This is a genomic window from Kitasatospora sp. NPDC059462 (assembly GCF_042749955.1).
Lineage (GTDB): Bacteria > Actinomycetota > Actinomycetes > Streptomycetales > Streptomycetaceae > Kitasatospora.
This window is the reverse complement of record NZ_JBHYUU010000158.1, coordinates 1-18870: the sequence shown is the minus strand read 5'-3', so window position 1 is coordinate 18870 and position 18870 is coordinate 1. Positions and strand designations below refer to the sequence as shown.

Below are 18870 nucleotides of genomic sequence, written 5' to 3'. Positions count from 1 at the left end.
CCGCCCCCCACCCCCGCCCCCCCCTGGCCGGCCCGCACCAGCCCCCCCCGCGCCGCCACACCGCGCCGCGCGCCGGGGGCGGCCGCCGTGCTGTGTGCGGAGGAGGTGTCAGGCGGTCAGGGCCCGGTCTCCACGGTCAGGGTCCACTGCTGGTTGGCCTGGAGCGCGGGGCAGTCCCAGATACCGAGCCGGATGCCTTGGTTGGCGTCCCAGCCCGGGCGTTCCAGGCAGCGGCCGGTGGGGGCGGAGGCCGTGGCCGTGGCCGGGAGGTAGATCCGGCCGTCGGGGGTCATCGCCCACTTCTGGCTCGGCTTGTTGCCGCAGGTGGAGAGGACGACCTTGGTCCCGTTGGCGAGCGAGGGATCCTGGGCGGTCAGGCAGTAGCCGGAGGCGCGGATCGTCCCGTCGATGCCGAAGGTGAACCGCTGGGTGACAGAGCTCCAGCAGCCCCAGACGGACATCTCGGCTCCGTCGCGCGGGCCGCCCTCGGCGTCGAGGCACTGCCAGGGGACCTGGTTGGAGTGCAGGGCGACGCTGGTGTTGGCGTAGCCCATGAAGGAGATGCCGGAGAAGCCGTCGACCTTGCCCTTGGCGTTGCCGGTGCCGGTGAAGACGGCGATGGCGCCGGTGTTGTCCATGACCCAGAGGTCGGCGAAGCCGTCACCGTTGAAGTCGGCGGCGCCGATCTTGGGGTGGTTGGCGGCGGTCAGGCCGTCGCCGCGGTCGATCAGCTTGCCGCTGTTGGGCTTGGTCAGCGCGCTGAAGTCGGTCTCGCCCTCGGCGGTGCGGGTGATCGGGTAGGAGAAGACGTCGCCGGTGGCACGGTGCCGCGCCCACAGGGTGGCCTGCCAGGCGTCGGGGTGATCGGGCGTCGTGGTCACGCCGTTCGCGGGGCCGGGGTTGATGAGGTCGTACTCGTCCCAGCTGCCCGATCCGGGGGCGGTCGGGATGAGCAGGGCGGGGGAGTTGACCTCGTTCCACTTCAGTTCGTGGGCGTCGTGCAGCCAGAGCCGGCCGCCTTCGACGGTGAGCACGGAGGTCTGGCTGATGATCTTCGTCTGGGCCGGGCCGGTCGGGGTGGCCGGGAACTTCTGGGTCAGCTCGCCGCTGGGGGTGCCGAGGGCGACCAGCTGGCTGACCTGGGACCAGTCGGAGGCGAACGGCCGGTCGGCCGGGCAGGCCAGGCCGGAGGACGGGACGGCCGCGCAGGCGGTGGCCGGCTGCCGGGTCAGCGGAATCCTCGTGTACTGGTCGTACCGCCCGGTGCCGTCGTTGTCGATCAGGTAGAGGTTCTTCTTGAGGTTGGCGTCACGGGTGTTGTGGACGATCAACTGGTCCAGCGCCCCGGCCTCGTTGAGCGTGCCGCGGTGGGTGACCTGGTAGTCGGCCCAGCTGGTGGTGGTGTCGTTGACGTCGTTGCGCGGAGCGCTCGCGGCGGAGGCGGTGATGGCGCGCGACGGGTCGTTGTTGCCGCTCAGGGTCCGCAGGTTGCCGGCCGCGTCCGGGGTGACGATGTCGGGGATCTGGTCGCCGTCGGTGTCGCCGAAGATCGGGGCGGTGCCGGGCTTCCAGGGGGCGTAGAAGTTGTAGTCGGCGCGCTGGCTGTAGTTGCCCGCGACGTCCATCGCCCACGCGTAGACGGAGTTGGTGCCCCAGCGGGTCGGGGCGAAGGAGACCGACGCGCCCGGGCCGTAGGTGCCGGACTGGCCGCACTGCCACCCGACGACCGGGGTCGGGTCGGTGCTGAAACGCACGCAGGCGATGCCGGAGGCACGCAGGCCGGCGGCGGGCGCCGGGTCCTCGGCGTTGATGACGAACGTGCCCGGGTGCTCGGGGTCGTTGGCGAACCGGGCCGGGTGGTCATTGGGCGTGCCGGACGGCGGGAAGTCGGTGGAGCTGATGCTGAGGCGCGGGTTGGTGCGGTCGACGCGGAAGTAGCACCAGACGCTGGACGGCGAGGTGAGGGCCTCGTCGGTGACCCGGGCGAGCCAGCCGTACTGGTGGCCGTCGGCGAGCGGGCCGACCGGCAGGGTGTAGCCGGGGTCGTTGTAGCTGCCGCCCCAACCGCCGTCGACAATGCTGAAGTTGGGGTCGTTGTCGTCCCAGACGTGGAAGCCGGTGTAGAGGCTCTGCCCGGTGGGGGACCAGCTGTTGGCGGTCAGGTAGATGTTCTGGTTGCTGCCGACCCAGCCCGGGTTGTCCCACGGGTTCGCGCCGCCGCTGGTGCACTCGGCGGTGGTGCGGTTGTTGGCGAAGCCCGGTGCCGGGCTGGTGCGCGGGTACCAGATGGTCGGGGTGATGTCGTAGGTGCTGGCGATGCTCGGGTTGCTGGCGATCTTGTGGCGGTAGAGCTTCTCCCACTCGGTCGCCTGCGGGGCGATCCCGATGGTCCAGACCTGCCACTTCTCCGCGGCGGCCCGCTGCATCCAGCCGGTGACGTCGACGGCCAGCGGTCCGGACCCGGTGATGCGCTGGGTCCCGACGTAGTCGCAGCTGTCCATGATCAGGTTGCCGTTGGTGCCGCACGGCTGGTTGTTCCAGTCGCTGGCCTCGCCGATGGTCCGGCCCTGTGGCGCCGAGTAGACGCCCAGGTCGGTCGGGGTGCCGGGGCTGGAGGCGTCGGTGACCTGGCCGTTGAGGGTGGAGGTGTAGAGGGTGGGCGGGAACTGTGCCCCGTTGGGGATGGTGGAGAGGGCGGGGTTGATCCGGATCTGGAAGTAGGCCCGCTCGCGGCCCTCGACGGCGCAGTTCAGCTGCGGGTCGCTGCTGTGGTAACCGCAGTACCCGGTCGAGAGGTTGGTCTTCTTGTTGTAGTTCCTGGCGGTCTTGTAGTTCTCCTGGACCTGCACCGAGCCCTCGGAGGTGCTGGCGGCCGAGGTGAAGGTCGGGTCGAGGTACCAGGGACCGGTGCCCGAGCCCAGGGCGGCCCGGTCGGGCGTCAGCTCCAGGGCGCCGTTGGTGACGGCCGTGGTGATCGCGGCGACGTTGGCGCCGTCCCCGGGGCCGTCGGCGGTGGAGGCGGGCGGCGGCGGGGGCGCGTCGGGATCGTTGCGCGCGGCCGCCGAGCGGCCCGTCGCGGCCGACTTGGCCGGGGCCGCGGCCGGCGCGGGCCGGGAGGAGTCCCACTGCAGGGCGGGGGAGGAGTGGAAGCGGACGGTGCCCCGGTCGTCCTTGACCTCCACCTCACCGGAGTCGGTGGTGGAGACGTCCAGTCCCTCGGCCGTGATCGGGAAGCGCAGCGTCTTCAGGGCGGGGTCGGCGGCGGCCTCGGCGGTGCGGACGACGATGACGTCGCGCCAGCCGCCGTCCGCGAGGGCGGTGAGCTGGAGGTCGACGCCCGGCAGGACCTCCGGGTAGGTGGCGGTGGCGCCGTTGAGGGTCGGCTTCGGGAGGGCGAACGGGGCGTCGAAGGAGAGCTTCTTGCCGTCCTCGGTGGCGAGCGTCGCCATGGGACCGCTGCCGCCGCCGGAGAAGGTGACCGGGGTGGAGGAGACGGCCGGGGTGAGGGTGCCGTCGGGGTTGGCGCGCAGCGTCGCGTCGAGGTCGGCCCAGCTGCCGGACTTCCTGGTGCGGACGGGCGCGCTGTGGTCGGTGGTGGTGAGGGTGCCGTCCGGGTTGGCGACGGTCCGGGAGGACTCGGTCGTCATCGCCTCGACCACGACCGGCTTGCCGGTCGCCTTCGCGGTGGAGACGGCGTCGAGCATGGCCTGCTGCTCGGGCGTGCGCTGCGGAGCGGCCCCGGTCGGGGTGACCGCCGTCCGGCTGTCCCCGGCGGGGCCGGGGGCCGCCGCCGCGGTGGCGCCCGTCCCTCCGAGCAGGCCGAGGCCCAGCGCGAGGCTGGTGCCGAGCGCGGCGAGGGCGCGGTTCGGTGACCTGCGAGGTATCCGGTTCGGCGGTGATTGGGTGCTTCTGATGGACGACATCGGTCCCCTCCGGTGGAGCCCGCCCTCCAGGGCGGCGTGTGCGGGAACGAACGATGTCTGCTGGTCAGGGGGTTGGTCAATCCCATTCGGCGCTTTGTTCGCACATGTCCCATTGGCGCCATGCGCCTCGATAACAAAGGTGTAAACCAATTCCGGTTTGTCCGATTCGCGGTGGCGGGGCGCAGTTGATGATCACTAACGTCCGTGCCCGATCTATGCGCGGACAGGCGCGTCGGAGCCTGATGACGCGTCATGCCGTCTTACGAAGGGGACTGACGTGGAGCTTCGGCATGCCCTGGGGCGGGCCGGGAGGACGGGCAGGCGCTGGTCGCCGGGCCTGGCCGCCCTGCTCGCCGTGACATTGACAGGTGTGGTGGTGCCGCCCGGTGTGGCCTGGGCTGCGGAACCCGGGTCGGAGGACCTGATCTGGTCCCCGGCGCAGACACCGCTCGGCGCTGACACGCCGTCGGTCGCGGGCCGCGACCACCGGCCGGACGGGACGGGCGCCGCGTCGGCGGCGCGTCCGGAGACCTGGACGCCGGCCGTGGCCGCGCCCGTGGTACCCGGCAGGGCCACCGTCCGGCTGGGCGCCGACGGGGCGGAGGCCAAGGCGGCCCGGGCCGCGACCGGCGGGGTCTCCCCGGCCTCGGGCGGTTCCGGGCCGAGCCGGGCCGGCACCCTGCCGGTGCTGCTCGCGCCCGTCGGTGACGGTGCGTCGCCGGCCGCGTCGCCGTCGGCCCGCGAGGCCGGCGCACCGCAGGCCACCGCGGTGTCCGTCGAGGTGACGGACACCGCCAGGGGCAAGGCCGCCGGCGCCGGCAGCGCGCTGGTCGCGCTGACCGACGCGGACGCCACGCCCTCCGCCGAGGGCCGGCGCACCCACGTCTCGCTGGACCTGAAGGGCCTTCAGGCCGCGGGCTGGGCGGACCGGGCGCGGCTGGTCGCGCTGCCCGCCTGTGCGCTGACCACCCCGGAGCGGGAGGAGTGCCGGACCAGGACGCCGGTGGAGTCCACCGTCGACGCGAGCGGCAGGCTCTCCGCCGACGTGGTGCTGCCGTCCGCCGGTGCCGCCGTATCGGCGAAGACCGCCGCGCCGGCCGCGCCGAGCGCCCCGGCGGCGGCCCCGATGGTGCTGTCCGCCGAGCCGACCGGGTCGGGAGCCGGCGGCAGCTACGAGGCGACGGCGCTGGCCCCGTCGATGGAGTGGAGCGCCGGCTCGAACGTCGGCAGCTTCACCTACAACTACACGATCCAGGTCCCGCCGACCCTGGGCGGCCTGGCGCCGTCCGTGGTGCTCGGCTACAACTCCTCGTCCGTCGACGGACTGACCTCGGCGACCAACTCCCAGTCCTCCTGGATCGGTGACGGCTGGTCGTACGAGCCGGGCTTCGTCGAGCGCTCCTACCGCACCTGCGACAAGGGCGGCGACAACGGCATCAAGGGTTCGGGCGACCGCTGCTGGGGCGGGCAGAACGCCACGCTCTCGCTGGCGGGCCGCTCCGGCACCCTGGTCCGCGACGACACCACCGGCGTCTGGCACCTCCAGGGCGACGACGGTTCCAAGGTCGAGCAGCTGACCGGCGCCCCGCGCGCGGCCGGCGAGCGCGCGTACAAGGACACCGAGTACTGGCGGATCACCACCCCGGACGGCACCGAGTACTACTTCGGCAGCAACCACCTGCCCGGTGGCGACGCCACCGACCCGGCCGCCCAGTCCGTGCTGACCAGCCCGGTCTACTCGCCCAACCCGGGGGACCCGTGCTACAGCGCGTCCACCGGCAAGGGCTCCTGGTGCCAGATGGCCTACCGCTGGCAGCTCGACTACGTCGTCGACGCGCACAAGAACCTGATCGGCTACCGCTACGCGCCGGAGACCAACCACTACAGCCGTGGCGGCGGGCAGAACAACGGCAACGGCACCCTCACCCCCTACGAGCGCGCCACCACGCTGACGCAGATCGCCTACAACCAGCGCTACGACGAGCAGAAGGCCGCCAAGGGCACCCTCACCCCGGGCGCGCTGGTGACGTTCGACGCCACCGCCGAGCGCTGCAACCCCAGTGGTGCGATCACCTGTGCCGAGAGCCAGCGCACCACCGCCAACGCGGACTTCTGGCCGGACGTGCCGGTCGACCAGCTCTGCGCCTCCTCGGGCACCTGCACCAACTACGCGCCGACCTTCTTCTCCACCAAGCGGCTCACCTCGATCACCACGCAGGTGACGACCGGCTCCGGCCCCGTCACGGTGGACAGCTGGGCGCTCGGCCAGTCCCTGGTGGACCCGGGCGACGGCACCAAGCGCACGCTCTGGCTGGACTCCATCACCCGGACCGGCACCAACGGCCGCCCGGGCGCGGCGCTGAAGCCCGTCACCTTCGCCCACAAGATGATCCCGAACCGGGTGGACGGCCTGGTGCCGGCCTCGCCGATGTTCATGCGCCCGCGCATCAAGGAGATCACCACCGAGACCGGCGGCCGGGTCAACGTCGTCTACACCGACCCCGAGTGCTCGCGCGTCAACAACCACATGCCGGCCTCGGCCGACAGCAACACCATGGCCTGCATGCCGGTCAACTGGTACCCGCCGGGCCGCACCCCGCAGCCGGGCCAGACCGAGGTGTTCCCGGTCAACGACTGGTTCAACAAGCCGATGGTGCGCACGGTGACCGAGCAGGACCTGGTCACCAGCCCCTCGGTCACCCGGACCACCGAGTACACCTACCACGGCACCGCCGCCTGGCACCGGGACGACGCCGAGTTCACCGACCCCAAGTCCCGCACCTGGGACTACTTCCGCGGGTACGAGGCGGTCACCACCACGACCGGCAGCGCCTTCCCCGGCGAGGCCCCGAAGACCCAGCAGAAGAGCACCTACCTGCGGGGCATGGACGGCGACTACAAGGCCGACGGCACCACCCGCAGCGTCGAGGTCGCCAGCCCGCTCGGCGGCACCGTCAAGGACAGCGACTGGCTGGCCGGCACGGTGCTCGCGGCAGAGGTCTTCGACCAGGCGGGCGGCACGGTGAAGGCCGTCTCCGGCAGCGTGCGCTCCGGCCAGACCGCGACCGCGACCCAGAGCCAGAGCGCCGGCGCACCGAAGATCTACGCCCGGTACCCGGACTCCCAGGTCACCGACATCAGCAAGGACAAGCTGGCGGACGGCAGCTGGCGGACCACCACCAAGGTCACCACCACCGACCCCGCGCACGGCAACCGGGTGCTGCACACCGCCGACAAGGGCGACGGCACCGCCGCCACCCCGGAGCTGTGCACCACGCTGACGTACGCGGTCTCCGACAACCCGCTGCTGATGATCCTGCCCGCCCAGCGGACCACCGTGCAGGGCCCCTGCGGCACCACGGCGACCGCGGCGAACACCGTCGGCGGCAGCCGGACGCTGTACGACGGGCGGCCGTTCAAGCAGGCCGGGACCACCGGTGACGCCTCCGGCGTCCAGGTGCTCGACCACTACGACGCGGCCGGCAACCCGGTCTACACCCACGGCGGCAGCACCACCTACGACGCCTACGGCCGCACCGTCACCACCGCCACCCCGGACGGCTCGGTGTACGACGCCGCCGGCGCGCAGCTGAGCGGCGCCACGCTCACCCCGGCCGTCACCACCACCACCCGCAGCCCCGCCACCGGACTCTTCCCGACCACCGTGACCACCACCGGCCCGCTCGGCGCCGGCTGGACGGCGGTGGTCAACCAGGAGCCCGGCCGTGGCCAGGCGCTCAGCGAGACCGACACCAACCAGCGGACCACCACCCAGCAGTACGACGGCCTCGGCCGCCGCACCGCCGTGTGGGTCCCCGGGCGCGGCCTCGACCAGCTGCCCAACATGCGGTTCGGCTACGCCGTCAACGGCACCGCCGGCCCCTCGGTGATCACCAGCGAGTGGCTGCAGCGCGCCGGCAACACCTATTCGGGCCAGCGCGAGCTGTTCGACGGCCTCGGCCGCATCCGGCAGGTCCAGCGGACCAGCGACGCCCGGGCCACCGGCCGGCTGATCACCGACACCGTGTACGACTCGCACGGCTGGGTGATCAAGACCTCGGAGCCCTACTACGAGGCGACCACCGCGCCCAGCACCGCGCTCTACCTGCCGCAGGACTCGCAGGTGCCGTCGCAGACCTGGACGTCGTACGACGGCCTCGGCCGCCCGGTGCGCGCCGAGTTCCGCTCCAACGCCAACCTGCAGTGGGCGACCACCACCGCCTATCCCGGTGCCGACCGGGTGGACGTGACCCCGCCGGCCGGTGCCTCGCCGACCACGACGATCACCGACGCGAGGGGCCGCACCACGGCGTCCTGGCAGTACCGCACCGCGACGCCGACCGGCAACCCGGCCGACGCCGACATCAGCACCTACACCTACACCGCGCTCGACCAGCCGGCCACCCACACCGACCCCTCCGGGAACACCTGGGCCTACGGCTACGACCTGCTGGGCCGGCAGACCTCGCTCACCGACCCGGACGCCGGTACCTCCCGGACGTACTACGACGCCAACTCCCGGGTCGACCACACCGTCGACGCGAAGGGCAACACGCTCTCGTACACGTACGACCTGATCGGCCGCAAGACCGGCCAGTACAACGGCGGCGTCGCCGACGCGAACCTGCTCGCCTCCTGGACGTTCGACACGCTCGCCAAGGGCCGGCTGACCTCGTCCACCCGCTACGTCGGCGGGAAGGCCGGCGCGAAGTACGTCAACGCCGTCACCGGCTACGACACCGGCTACCGGCCGACCGGCACCGCCGTGACCATCCCCTCCGCCGAGGGGGCCCTGGCCGGCACCTACAGCACGTCGATCACCTACGAGCCCGTCCTCGGGCTGGTGGACACCATGACGCTGCCGGCCGCCGGCGGACTCCCGGCGGAGACCATCGGCTACACCTACAACGACACCGGGCTGCTGGTCTCCAGCAAGAGCCTCAAGAAGTCCGTGGTGGCCGAGGTCATCTACGACGCCGCCGCCCGGCCCGTGCGCACCACCGTCGGTCCGTACGGCACCCAGGTGGTCTCCACCCAGCAGTACGACTGGGCGAGCGGGCGGGTCGTCAACGCCTTCGTCGACCGGCAGAACGGCACGGTCTCGGCCGACCAGACCAGCTACACCTACACCCAGTCCGGCCGGATCACCTCGGTGACCAACCTCCAGGAGGCCCGCGACCGGGACCTCCAGTGCTTCACCTACGACGGCATCGGCCGGCTGACCAACGCCTGGACCGACACCGGCGGCACCCACACCACCGCCGACTGGACGGACTCCTCCGGCGTCAAGCACGGGACCGGCAGCTCCACCGCCGTCCCCGGCACGGGTGGCTGTGACAACGCCGGCGGCCCGGCGGCCGTCAGCCCCGGCGGGCGCACCGTCGGCGGCCCGGCACCGTACTGGAACACCTACAGCTACGACGCCGCGGGCAACCGCACCGGCCTGGTCCAGCACGACATCACCGGCAACAGCCTCAACGACACCACCACGACCTCGGTGTTCGGCGCCGCCGGAACCCGCAACACCCCGACCACCGCCCCCAACACCGGCGGCGGCACCGGAGGCCCGCACGCACTGCTGAGCTCGGTCACCAACGGCCCGGCCGGGAGCAGGACCACCCGCTACCAGTACGACGCGGTCGGCAACACCACCGCGATCACCGACACCTCCGGCACCACCAGCCTGGCCTGGAACGCCGAGGGCAAGCCGACCACGGTCAGCAGGACCAGCACGGCCGGTGACACCACCTACGTCTACGACGCGGACGGCAACCAGCTGGTCCGGCACAGCCCGGGGAAGACCACGCTCGTGGTCGGCACCGACGAACTCACCCTGAACACGGCCACCCAGGGCACCACCAACACCCGCACCCTCGCGGCGGGCGGCGGGCTGACCCTCACCCGCGTCACGGCACCGGTCGGCGGCGGCACCGTCGTCGTCCAGGCCGCCGACCCGCACGGCACCAACGGCCTGCAGATCGGCACCGACGCGGCCATGACCGTCACCCGACGGCCCACCGACCCCTTCGGCAACCCGCGCGGCAGCCAGCCCGCGGCGTCCTCCTGGGCGGGCACCAAGGGCTTCGTCGGCGGTCTGAAGGACGAGAACACCGGTCTGACCAGCCTCGGGGCGCGGCAGTACGACCCGGCGACGGGCCGCTTCATCAGCACCGACCCGATCCTCGACCCGGCGAACCCGAGTCAGTGGAACGCCTACGCCTACTCCTACAACGACCCGGTCAACGCCAGCGACCCCAGCGGCCTCTACGGCAGCTGGTGCGCGACCCAGGCCTGTGCCGAGGCGACCCAGAAGGAGGAGGACGAGCGGGCCGCGGCCAAGGCCGCCGCCGAGGCCGCCGCCGCGGCGGGCAACGGCGGAAGCGGCGGGACCGCCGCGAGCGGTGGTGGCGGTGGTGGCGGTGGTGGCGGCTCGTCGCAGACCGCGACGGCCACCTCCACCCGCAAGACCTACGTGGCGATCACCATGACCGTCGCCGTGCAGGACGACGGTTCCGGTCTCGCGCAGAAGCTCAAGAAGGCCTACGCGTCCGAGATCGGGAAGATCAACCACCCCGAGTACATGACGGTGAAGGACGAGAACCGTGCCATCGCCGCCGCGTGCAAGGCCATCGGCCCGGCCTGCACGGACGAGGTCGAGGACCTGATCGAGTACATCTCGGTCATCAACGGCTACTCCAGCACCGGGTGGGAGGCTCCTGCGGCCCGCTCCGGTCTGCTGGTCAACTCCTGCGCCTTCCACAGCTCCTGCGGGAGCGAGAACAACGGGATGTTCCTGGCCGGCGAGGAGGGCACGTTCGGCGACAAGAAGAACGGCAACCCCGACCCGGGCTCCTTCGACATCGACTACGGCAACGGCTGGTGGCTGGTCTGCCACAGCTTCGTCGCCGGGACCCCGGTCCTGATGGCGGACGGCACGCTGGTGCCGATCGAGCAGGTCCGGACGGGGGACCAGGTCCTCTCCTCCGACCCGCAGCAGGGGCTGACCAGGCCGGAGACGGTCACCGCCGTCATCGTCACGGACGACGACGAGGAGTTCACCGACCTCTCCGTCGCGGCGTCCGCCGAGGGCGGCCCGGCCACCGCCGAGAGCGCGGCCGTCCTCACGACGACCGCTCACCACCCGTTCTGGAACGCCGACACCCAGCGCTGGGAGGACGCCCGTGACCTGCGGGCCGGCGAACTCCTCCAGCAGGCCGACGGGACCTCCGCGAGGCTGAGCGCGGTCGACCACCGGGTCGGCGCGGAGCGGACCTACGACCTCACGGTGGCGAACCTCCACACGTACTATGTGCTGGCAGGCGCCACGCCGGTGCTGGTCCACAACAACGACGATCCGAAGCCCACCCCCTACAACCCCTGTGGCGGTGGCAGCTCCCCGCAGGGCGGACACACCTCGGGGACGGAGCGGCCGCCGTGGACCGGCGGTACGCCGGACTCGGTGTACACCCGGACGGGCAAGGACGGCACTCCCGTCCAGAACACGATCTACGACAAGAACGGAGCCGCAGTCGGCCACTTCGACTTCAAGGACCACGGGACCGGTGGGCCGCACGGCCATGTGATCGACCCGCCCGGCACGAAGGGCGGCGGCCACGGTGCGGGTGCCCCCCACATCCCGGAGGCCGAACTGCCGAAGGGCTGGAACCTGCGACCGCGGAAGTGAGTGAGAAGGTGACTGGAGTCGAACTCCTGGAGGAGTCCGTTCCCGAGTTCCTGGAGAGGTTCCTGGGCTTCGAGGACGGGGTCGTCTCCCGGATCTCCGTCGTCCTCCCGAGGGGGGACGACGCCGGCCGGACGGTCGAGGTCGAGGTCCAGGCCCTGGACCGGACGAGTCCGGGAGGGGAGGGGCGCAACGCCCGGCTGTTCGGGTGGAAGCTGGTGAGGATCGCCATGCACGGCATCGACGCGTACCGGTTCGCCGAGACCCGTCAGTACCCGTTGCAGGTCCTCTCCGACGGTCTGAAGATCGGCGTCGCCGACGGGTTCTTCGTGCTCGACCTGGACCCGGGGCCGGACGAGTGGTCGGCGTCGGCGATCCACGACGAGGCGAACAGCTACTCCAAGCAGTACGTCGTGTCGCAGCGCTGCTCGTTCGAGGTGCTGGACGGTCCGTTCATCTAGCCCGATCGCGCGCAGCGGTCCATCGACGGAGCGGGAGCCCCGGCCGGAATTCCTTCCGGCCGGGGCTCCCGGCTTTCGTGCGGTGCCCACGGGCGTGGCGCGGGGTCAGCCGGTGGGGCCGGCGGCCAGTTCGGCGGCGTAGCGGTCGGCGACCTCCGCCAGGTTGTCCAGGTGCCGGTTCGGGTGGCCGTGGTCCCCCAGGAGCCTGCGGGCGGCGGCGAGGTCGCCGTCCAGCAGTTCGCCGACGACCACCAGCGCGTTGGACGGGGGCATGTGGTGCCGGGTGATCCAGCGCTGGACGGCGGCCATGCCCTCGCGGGCCAGGACCTCGCGCAGGTCCCCGATCAATGGGGCGAGCCACTGGGCCCGCAGGGCGTACTCGCCGCGGTCGCCGAAGGTGGTGGCGAGCCCGGCGAGCAGCTCGGCCGGGTAGTCGTCGACCGGTTCGGCGAAGCCGGGGTGGTCCTTGGCGAACTCGTCCCAGTCGACCTCGGCGTCGGCGATGTCCCGGGGGAGCACCGGCCACCGGGCGTAGTGCTCCTCGGAGCGGGTGAAGACCTCGCGCAGCAGCGCGTAGGAGACCCCGGTGGTGCGCGAGAGCAGGACTGCGTCGTAGAGGTCCTTGCCCTGCGGGTGGCTGTCCGAGACCAGCCAGAGGATCTTCCAGGCCAGCGAGAGCTCCGCCGTCGCCGCGAGCAACGGGCCGTCGACCCCCGGCAGTTCGCAGGGCTCCGGCGCGGCGGGCAGGTGCTCGGTGAAGACGAAGTCCAGCTGGACGGTGCCGCCCGGCAGGTCCGGAGCCGTCCAGGGCAGCACCAGCCGGCGTCCGGGGACCCGGCCGTACGTCCAGATGTCGTCGTCGACGGCCCGGTCGGCGTGCAGCCGGACCGCGCCGGAGAGCGCCTCGGCGCCCGCGGCGAGTTCGGTGAGCATCCGGCCGGTGCGCTCGTCCTCCAGCGGCCAGTCGGTCGGCTGCACCACGAAGTCCAGGTCACCGGGCTCCCGGGCCTGCTCGCCGTACCAGGCGCGCAGCAGGACGCTGCCGCGCAGGACGAGGTGCTGCGCCCACGGCGAGGCGGCGACGGCGGACAGGACGGTGTTCAGCGCCTCCCGCCGGGCGGCGAGCCAGCGCTCGGCGAGCGCGGGATCGGTGAAAGCGGGTTCGCTCGGCCGCAGGGCGCGGGTGTACCCGGCGAGGGCGGGGTCGAAGACCGGCTGCTGGTGCACCGCCCCGTCGTCGATCGGCAGGACGGAGCGGGGCAGGTCCCGCTCCTCCCGGACGTCCTCCGACGGGGGCTGCCCCGGCAGCGAGAGGCCCTGCCACGGCCCGTAGTCGAGGTCCTCCCACACGAGGGGCCGGTCCTTGCTCATCGGGTCTCTCCTTCTTCGGTGCGGTCGTGCCCGGTCAGCCGTTCCGGGCCGGTGAGCCACCCCGCGTCCAGCGTCTCGTCACTGTCGACGGCGACGAACTCGCGCTCCACGGAGGCGATCCGCCGGCCGTCGGCGGCGAGGGCGGCGAGCAGGGCCTCCAGGCGGTGGCCGGCGGTGGTCAGGCCGACCCGGCGGCACCGCTGGGTGACGAACCACTCGCGCAGGCCGTCCTCGCGCACCCGGCGCGGGTTGTGCGACAGGTGGGCGCCGTGCCGGACGGCGAGGTCGGCGAGCCCGGGCTCCGGCGCGGGCCCGGGAATCAGCAGCTTGACGTGGTGCTCGAAGTAGCGGGCCGGGCCGTGCGCGGCGGCGTCCGCGTCCGAGGCCGGGACGCCGAGCGCTAACGGCGAGGCCTCGATCTTGGTGCGCAGCACGGTGAACCCGGCCCCGGCCAGTCGCCGCGCCGTGCCGGCGGCGGTCCCGGCGACCTCGTCCAGCGGCCCGGTGGCGCGCAGGGTGAGCATCGGCTGCGAGGGCGCCGCGCCCCGGTCCAGCAGGATGTGGGTGAACTTCAGGGCGTGGTCGGCGGCCCAGCCGGCCAGCGCCTCGGCGGCGCCCGGCCGCACGGTGAGGTGCACCTCGAACTCTCCCCGGAGGTCGGGGAGGGCCGGGTCGCGGTCGGGCTGCCGGTCGGGTCGGCGGTCGGAACGGGGGGCGAGCATGACCGCATCGTGCCAGGCACCTCCGACAACCGATACTGGCCGGATGCGAACGTACGTGCCGGCCGCCGTGGCCGTGAACCTGGCCCTGGGGGTGCCGGCCGTGGTGCCGGTCTGGCTGCTGTGGTACTTCGCCGCCAACTGGCCGCTGGCGGCGCTGGGGTGGACGGAGGGGGAGCCGACGGAGAACGACGGGCCGCTGCCGTGGCTGGTGCTCTGCGGCCCGGTGGTGCTGGCGTCCGCCGCGCTGTGGTGGCTGGCGAACACCGGGCTGCGGCGCCGGTGCGCGAGCGGCTGGGTGTACTGGCCGGTGAGCGCCGGGCTGACCCTGGTGCCCACCGGCGTGCTGATCACCCGGTCGCTGTAGGGGTGGACGGGGCGGGCGGCGCGGCCCCGGTGCGGTCCCCGTCGGCCTGCCGGCAGGCTCAGATCCGGTCGGCGGACCAGGCCGGGTCGCGGCCGGTGAGGGCCAGCAGCAGGTCCTCGGCGTCGGCGCCCGGCGGCGCGTCGCGCGGCGGGTCGAAGCGTCCGGTACCGGCCAGGTCGCGGTAGCCGCGGAACTCGGCGAGCGCGTACCGGGCGGCGCCGGGCGGCATCCGGCCGCGCTCGCCCAGCGCCCGGGAGAGGTCCCAGCCGTGCACGACCGTCTCGGCCGTCAGCTCCCGGGCGTACCCGCCGACGTCCCGCAGGCCGTACGGCAGCCGGACCAGGAAGTCCGGTGCGCCGGGGCGGCCGAGTGCGCGCTGGGCGCTGCGCACGGCCATGTCCCACACGCCCAGCGGGTTGCGGCCGAGCACGTCGCCCTCGAAGCGGTGGCCGATCTGCTCCGGGGTGTAACCGGCGACCGCCTGGCACACCCACAGGTGCTGGGCCGCCAGATGGTTCACCAAGGCGCGCACGTCCCAGTCGCGGCACGGGGTGGGCGCTGTCCAGAGGTCCTCGGACACCGAGCGCAGCAGCCGGGCCGTTTCGGCTCCGGCGGCCGCGTAGTGTGCGCGGACCTCAGCGTGGAATCCGGGTGGGTGAGGACATTCCATCGCCGGGCCTCCGTCTCCTGCCCTGCTCACTCCCAGTAAACCGCTACGGGGCGTGACTCGCCAGGGGGGACGGACCCCCTTGTGCTGCGGATCTTCCAGGGTCGGCGCCGGCCCTGGTCACCGTCAGTGGTGAACGCTCGGCGCTCTGGTGAAGCACCCGGGCGCAACTGTAGTGTCCACGCCATGACGACCGCCCGGCGCCGGGTCGCCCTCACCGCGACCCTCATCGGCGCTCTCGCCGCCACCATCCTCCCCGCCACCGCCGCCGGCGCAGCCGACGCCGGGGCGGGCCGCCCGTCCTGCCGGACCGTCGGCTCCGCGCCGCTCGACCGGGAACAGGCGCGCACCGCCGACCCGCGCACCGCCGCGCTGACCGAACGCGGAGGGCTCGGCGGCTTCGTCCGCGGCTTCCCCGCCGCGCTCTGCGCCGCACGGAGCGCCGCCGGGGCCGGCCGGATCGTCGACGCCTGGGGCGAGGCGCTCTGGCGGGCCGGGGTCGACCGTGCCCAGGGCCGCCGCCCCGGCGGCGACCTGCCGGCCGCCGACGACCGCCCGCTGTACTGGACCAGGGTCGCCATGACCGTCCAACTCGCCCGCTGGCAACCGGGCTTCACCGTCGACGCGGCGGCCCTGCGGCAGCGCTTCGAGGACGCCTCGCGCGGGCTGTCCGACAGTGCGTTCGGTGCCCGCCACGGGGTGCGCCGGATCTTCGTCAGCGGCTTCGACCCCTTCGGCCTGGACGCCGAGCTGCGCCGCGCCAACCCCTCGGGCTCGGCGGTCCTGCAGCTCGACGGACGGCGGATCACCCTCGCGGACGGCACCCCCGCCGAGATCCAGGCGGTGGTGTTCCCGGTCCGCTACGGCGACTTCGACCGCGGCATGGTCGAGCGCGCCTTCGGCCCGCGGCTCGCCCCCGGCCACCGCTCCGCCGACCTCATCACCACCATCAGCCAGGGCTACCCCGGCCTGTTCACGCTGGAGGCCTGGGCCGGCCGTGCCCGCTCCGCCGACCCCTACCCCGACAACGTCGCCGCGCTCTCCGGCGGCACCCGCGAACACCCCGTCACCGCCCCCGGGCTCGGCCCCGGCGCGGAGTTCATCGCCACCAGCCTGCCCGCCGGGCCGATGACGGCCGTTCAGCAGCCGTTCCCGGTCAGGCTGAACACCACCGTCACCGAGATCCCCGCCGGGGCGAGCGCCCCGGTCGACCGGGCGGACGGCCCGACCCCCGGCTCGCGCGCGGTCGCCGGCGGCGGCGGGGGCTACCTCTCCAACGAGGTCGCCTACCGCACCAACCGGCTGCGCCTGGAACTCGCCCCGCACCTGCCCGGCGGCCATCTGCACACCCCCGTGCTCACCGGCCTGCCCGAGCAGACCGACCAGCTCACCGGGCCGGTCTTCGAGCAGAACGAGGCCGCGATCGCCGGTGAGGTCCTGGAGGTGCTGCGGCACACCACGGGCTGACGCCAGCCCCTCCGGTGGAACCCGCCGGCCCCCGCCGCGGTCGTGCGCGGCGGGGGCCGGCGTTCCGTCATGGCCCCCGGGACCGGGCGGTACGCCGACCGTCCGTGCCCCGCGGAGATCAGGAAAGGGGTCAGTAGGGGGTTCACCCGCGGCAGGTTGTCTGCATAGGTTCGGGCCCAGGTCAGGTACCGCTGGCGAAGCCACACCTCGGAGGTATCACGATGACGGAGCCGAACGCGAACATCCTGCTCGAAGGCGGCGCCGCCGGATCGGACTTCGCGCGCGTGCGCGAGGTCGGGCCCGGCGAGAGCGTGGTCAAGGTCCTCACCGGCAACCGGTACGAGCACTTCCGGCGCACCGGCAGGACCGCCGTTCACGAGGGCGTCCCGCTGGACGTCTTCGAGTGGAGCGGCAACACCTTCGTCGCCGAGTGACCGCCGCCGGGGGTGCCGGCGCCGGAGTGGCGGCCGTCGGCACCCCCGGCTCCTCCGGCCGTCCGGGCACCGCCCCCGGACAGCCCGCCGAGGGGTACGGGACGGGGGCGGGACGAGCGCCCGTCCGCCCGCCGCGGGACCGGAGGTTTTCCGGTGGGCGGGCCGGTCCGGAGGACAAATCCCGCCGATTTGGTACAAGGTGGCGCCTGCATGACCATGGGCCTCCGCTCCACCGAGCGCGCAGGACCAGGAAAGGCACCACACCCCGATGCAGACCAGCCCGGCCGCGACCCGGCAGGCACCCCCCGAGCCGTCGCCGCCGTCCCCGTCCCCGGTGCCGCCTTCCCCGGTGCCGCCCTTCCCCTCCGCGGCACCACCGGCCCATCCGGCCGTCCGCCGCTTCGGCCTGCCGACCGCGACCGCCCTGGTGATGGGCAACATCATCGGCGGCGGCATCTTCATGATCCCCGCCGCGGTCGCCCCGTACGGCACGGTCAGCCTGCTCGCCTTCGCCGTGCTCACCGTCGGCGCCATCGCGTTCGCCCTGGTCTTCGGCCGGCTCGCCCGCCGCGACCCGCGCACCGGCGGCCCCTACGTCTACGCCCGCGAGGCCTTCGGCGACTTCGCCGGCTTCCTGGCCGCCTGGTCCTACTGGATCACCACCTGGGTCAGCAACGCCGCCCTCGCCGTCGCCGCCGTCGGCTACCTCACCGTGCTGTGGCCGGCCGTCGGCCGCTCCACCGCGCTCGCCCTCGGCTGCGCGCTGGCCGTCCAGTGGCTGCCCGCGCTCGCCAACCTGGCCGGCACCCGGTACGTCGGGGCCGTCCAGCTCGTCGCCACCGTGCTCAAGTTCATCCCGCTGGTGGTCGTCGCGGTGGCCGGCCTCGGCTCCTTCGACCCGGCCAACCTCGGCCCCTTCGACGCGACCGGCGACGGCTGGCTCGGCGGGATGACGGCCGCCGCGGCGCTCCTGCTCTTCAGCTACCTCGGCGTGGAGTCCGCCGCGATGAGCGCCGGCCAGGTCCGCGACCCGGAGCGCAACGTCGGCCGGGCGAGCGTGCTCGGCACCGCGGGCGCCGCCGTCGTCTACCTGCTCGGCACGCTCGCCGTCTTCGGCACCGTCGCCCACGAGCGGCTGGTCCACTCCACCGCGCCGTTCTCCGACTCCGTGAACGCCGTCTTCGGCGGCTCCTGGGGCGGCACGGCCGTCGCCGTCGCCGCCCTGGTCTCGATGACCGGCGCGCTCAACGGCTGGACCCTGCTCTCCGCGCAGGCCCCCTACGCCGCCGCCAAGGACGGCCTCTTCCCGGCGGTCTTCGCCACCGAGCGGCGCGGCGTGCCCGTCGTCGGGGTGCTGGCCGGCGTCACGCTCGCCTCGCTGCTCACCGTCCTCGACTTCGCCTCCGGGGCGAAGGCCGCGTTCGACACCCTGGTCCTGGTCACCACCTTCACCGCGACCGTCCCCTACCTCCTCTCCAGCGCCGCCCAGCTCCGCTGGCTGCTGGGCGGCGACCGCGACCGGGTCGCCCCCGCCCGGCTCGCCCGTGACCTCACCCTGGCCCTCGGCGCCTTCGCCTTCTCCGTCTGGCTGGTCGCCGGCGCCGGCTACGCCGCCGTCTACCAGGGCGTGCTCTTCCTCGTCGCCGGTCTCCTCGTCCACACCGTCCTGGCCGCCCGCCGCCGCCGGGCCTGAGCAGGACGGCACGCCCCGGGGCCCGTACCGTCCGGTGCGGGCCCCGGGGCGTTTCCCGGCGCGCGGCCGGCGGCCCGGTTGTCAGAG

At 73.4% G+C, this 18870-nt stretch carries 10 protein-coding genes; 6 read left to right on the top strand and 4 right to left on the bottom strand.

What is annotated here, in order from left to right; all coding sequences use genetic code 11:
* Window positions 1-116 precede the first annotated feature (116 nt).
* Window positions 117-3923, bottom strand: a complete 3807-nt coding sequence (locus ACFXAM_RS29945) for a ricin-type beta-trefoil lectin domain protein (RefSeq protein ID WP_380295939.1) — start codon at window positions 3921-3923, stop codon at window positions 117-119.
* 277 nt (window positions 3924-4200) lie between these two features.
* On the opposite strand from ACFXAM_RS29945, the gene ACFXAM_RS29940 reads away from it, so the two are divergent.
* On the top strand, window positions 4201-11607 hold the full coding sequence (locus tag ACFXAM_RS29940; RefSeq protein ID WP_380295938.1) for an RHS repeat-associated core domain-containing protein: 7407 nt from the start codon (window positions 4201-4203) through the stop codon (window positions 11605-11607).
* Complete coding sequence (locus ACFXAM_RS29935) at window positions 11604-12065, top strand: hypothetical protein (protein ID WP_380295937.1); 462 nt, start codon at window positions 11604-11606, stop codon at window positions 12063-12065. The genes ACFXAM_RS29940 and ACFXAM_RS29935 overlap by 4 nt, the downstream gene beginning before the upstream one ends.
* 105 nt (window positions 12066-12170) lie before the next feature.
* Here the strand turns inward: ACFXAM_RS29935 and ACFXAM_RS29930 are convergent, their stop codons facing one another.
* Together ACFXAM_RS29930 and ACFXAM_RS29925 are read right to left on the bottom strand one after the other, a co-directional pair.
* A complete protein-coding gene (locus ACFXAM_RS29930) occupies window positions 12171-13436 on the bottom strand; it encodes a nucleotidyl transferase AbiEii/AbiGii toxin family protein (protein WP_380295935.1) in 1266 nt (421 codons plus the stop codon).
* Window positions 13433-14158 (bottom strand): hypothetical protein, encoded by a 726-nt coding sequence (locus ACFXAM_RS29925; protein ID WP_380295933.1) that lies wholly within the window; start codon window positions 14156-14158, stop codon window positions 13433-13435. The genes ACFXAM_RS29930 and ACFXAM_RS29925 overlap by 4 nt, the downstream gene beginning before the upstream one ends.
* A 43-nt stretch (window positions 14159-14201) precedes the next feature.
* Between ACFXAM_RS29925 and ACFXAM_RS29920 the strand changes: the two genes are divergently transcribed.
* Window positions 14202-14522 (top strand): hypothetical protein, encoded by a 321-nt coding sequence (locus ACFXAM_RS29920; RefSeq protein WP_380295931.1) that lies wholly within the window; start codon window positions 14202-14204, stop codon window positions 14520-14522.
* Window positions 14523-14580: 58 nt separating this feature from the next.
* On the opposite strand, the gene ACFXAM_RS29915 is transcribed toward ACFXAM_RS29920, so the two are convergent.
* Entirely contained in the window at window positions 14581-15192 is a 612-nt protein-coding gene (locus ACFXAM_RS29915; protein WP_380295930.1) for a TIGR03086 family metal-binding protein, read from the bottom strand.
* Window positions 15193-15375: 183 nt separating this feature from the next.
* Between ACFXAM_RS29915 and ACFXAM_RS29910 the strand changes: the two genes are divergently transcribed.
* From ACFXAM_RS29910 to ACFXAM_RS29900, 3 genes are all read left to right on the top strand, one after another.
* Window positions 15376-16656 (top strand): pyroglutamyl peptidase, encoded by a 1281-nt coding sequence (locus tag ACFXAM_RS29910; RefSeq protein WP_380295929.1) that lies wholly within the window; start codon window positions 15376-15378, stop codon window positions 16654-16656.
* Between the two features lie 221 nt (window positions 16657-16877).
* On the top strand, window positions 16878-17090 hold the full coding sequence (locus ACFXAM_RS29905; protein WP_380295928.1) for a DUF5988 family protein: 213 nt from the start codon (window positions 16878-16880) through the stop codon (window positions 17088-17090).
* A 268-nt stretch (window positions 17091-17358) separates the two neighbouring features.
* Entirely contained in the window at window positions 17359-18783 is a 1425-nt protein-coding gene (locus tag ACFXAM_RS29900; RefSeq protein WP_380295926.1) for an amino acid permease, read from the top strand.
* Window positions 18784-18870 lie beyond the last annotated feature (87 nt).

What these genes read in the sequence shown, in the direction of transcription:
- ACFXAM_RS29945 (WP_380295939.1), bottom strand. Translation starts at nt 3,923, where the DNA reads ATGTCGTCCATCAGAAGCACCCAATCACCGCCGAACCGGATACCTCGC.
- ACFXAM_RS29930 (WP_380295935.1), bottom strand. Translation starts at nt 13,436, where the DNA reads ATGAGCAAGGACCGGCCCCTCGTGTGGGAGGACCTCGACTACGGGCCG.
- ACFXAM_RS29925 (WP_380295933.1), bottom strand. Translation starts at nt 14,158, where the DNA reads ATGCTCGCCCCCCGTTCCGACCGCCGACCCGACCGGCAGCCCGACCGC.
- ACFXAM_RS29920 (WP_380295931.1), top strand. Translation starts at nt 14,202, where the DNA reads ATGCGAACGTACGTGCCGGCCGCCGTGGCCGTGAACCTGGCCCTGGGG.
- ACFXAM_RS29915 (WP_380295930.1), bottom strand. Translation starts at nt 15,192, where the DNA reads ATGGAATGTCCTCACCCACCCGGATTCCACGCTGAGGTCCGCGCACAC.
- ACFXAM_RS29910 (WP_380295929.1), top strand. Translation starts at nt 15,376, where the DNA reads ATGACGACCGCCCGGCGCCGGGTCGCCCTCACCGCGACCCTCATCGGC.
- ACFXAM_RS29905 (WP_380295928.1), top strand. Translation starts at nt 16,878, where the DNA reads ATGACGGAGCCGAACGCGAACATCCTGCTCGAAGGCGGCGCCGCCGGA.
- ACFXAM_RS29900 (WP_380295926.1), top strand. Translation starts at nt 17,359, where the DNA reads ATGCAGACCAGCCCGGCCGCGACCCGGCAGGCACCCCCCGAGCCGTCG.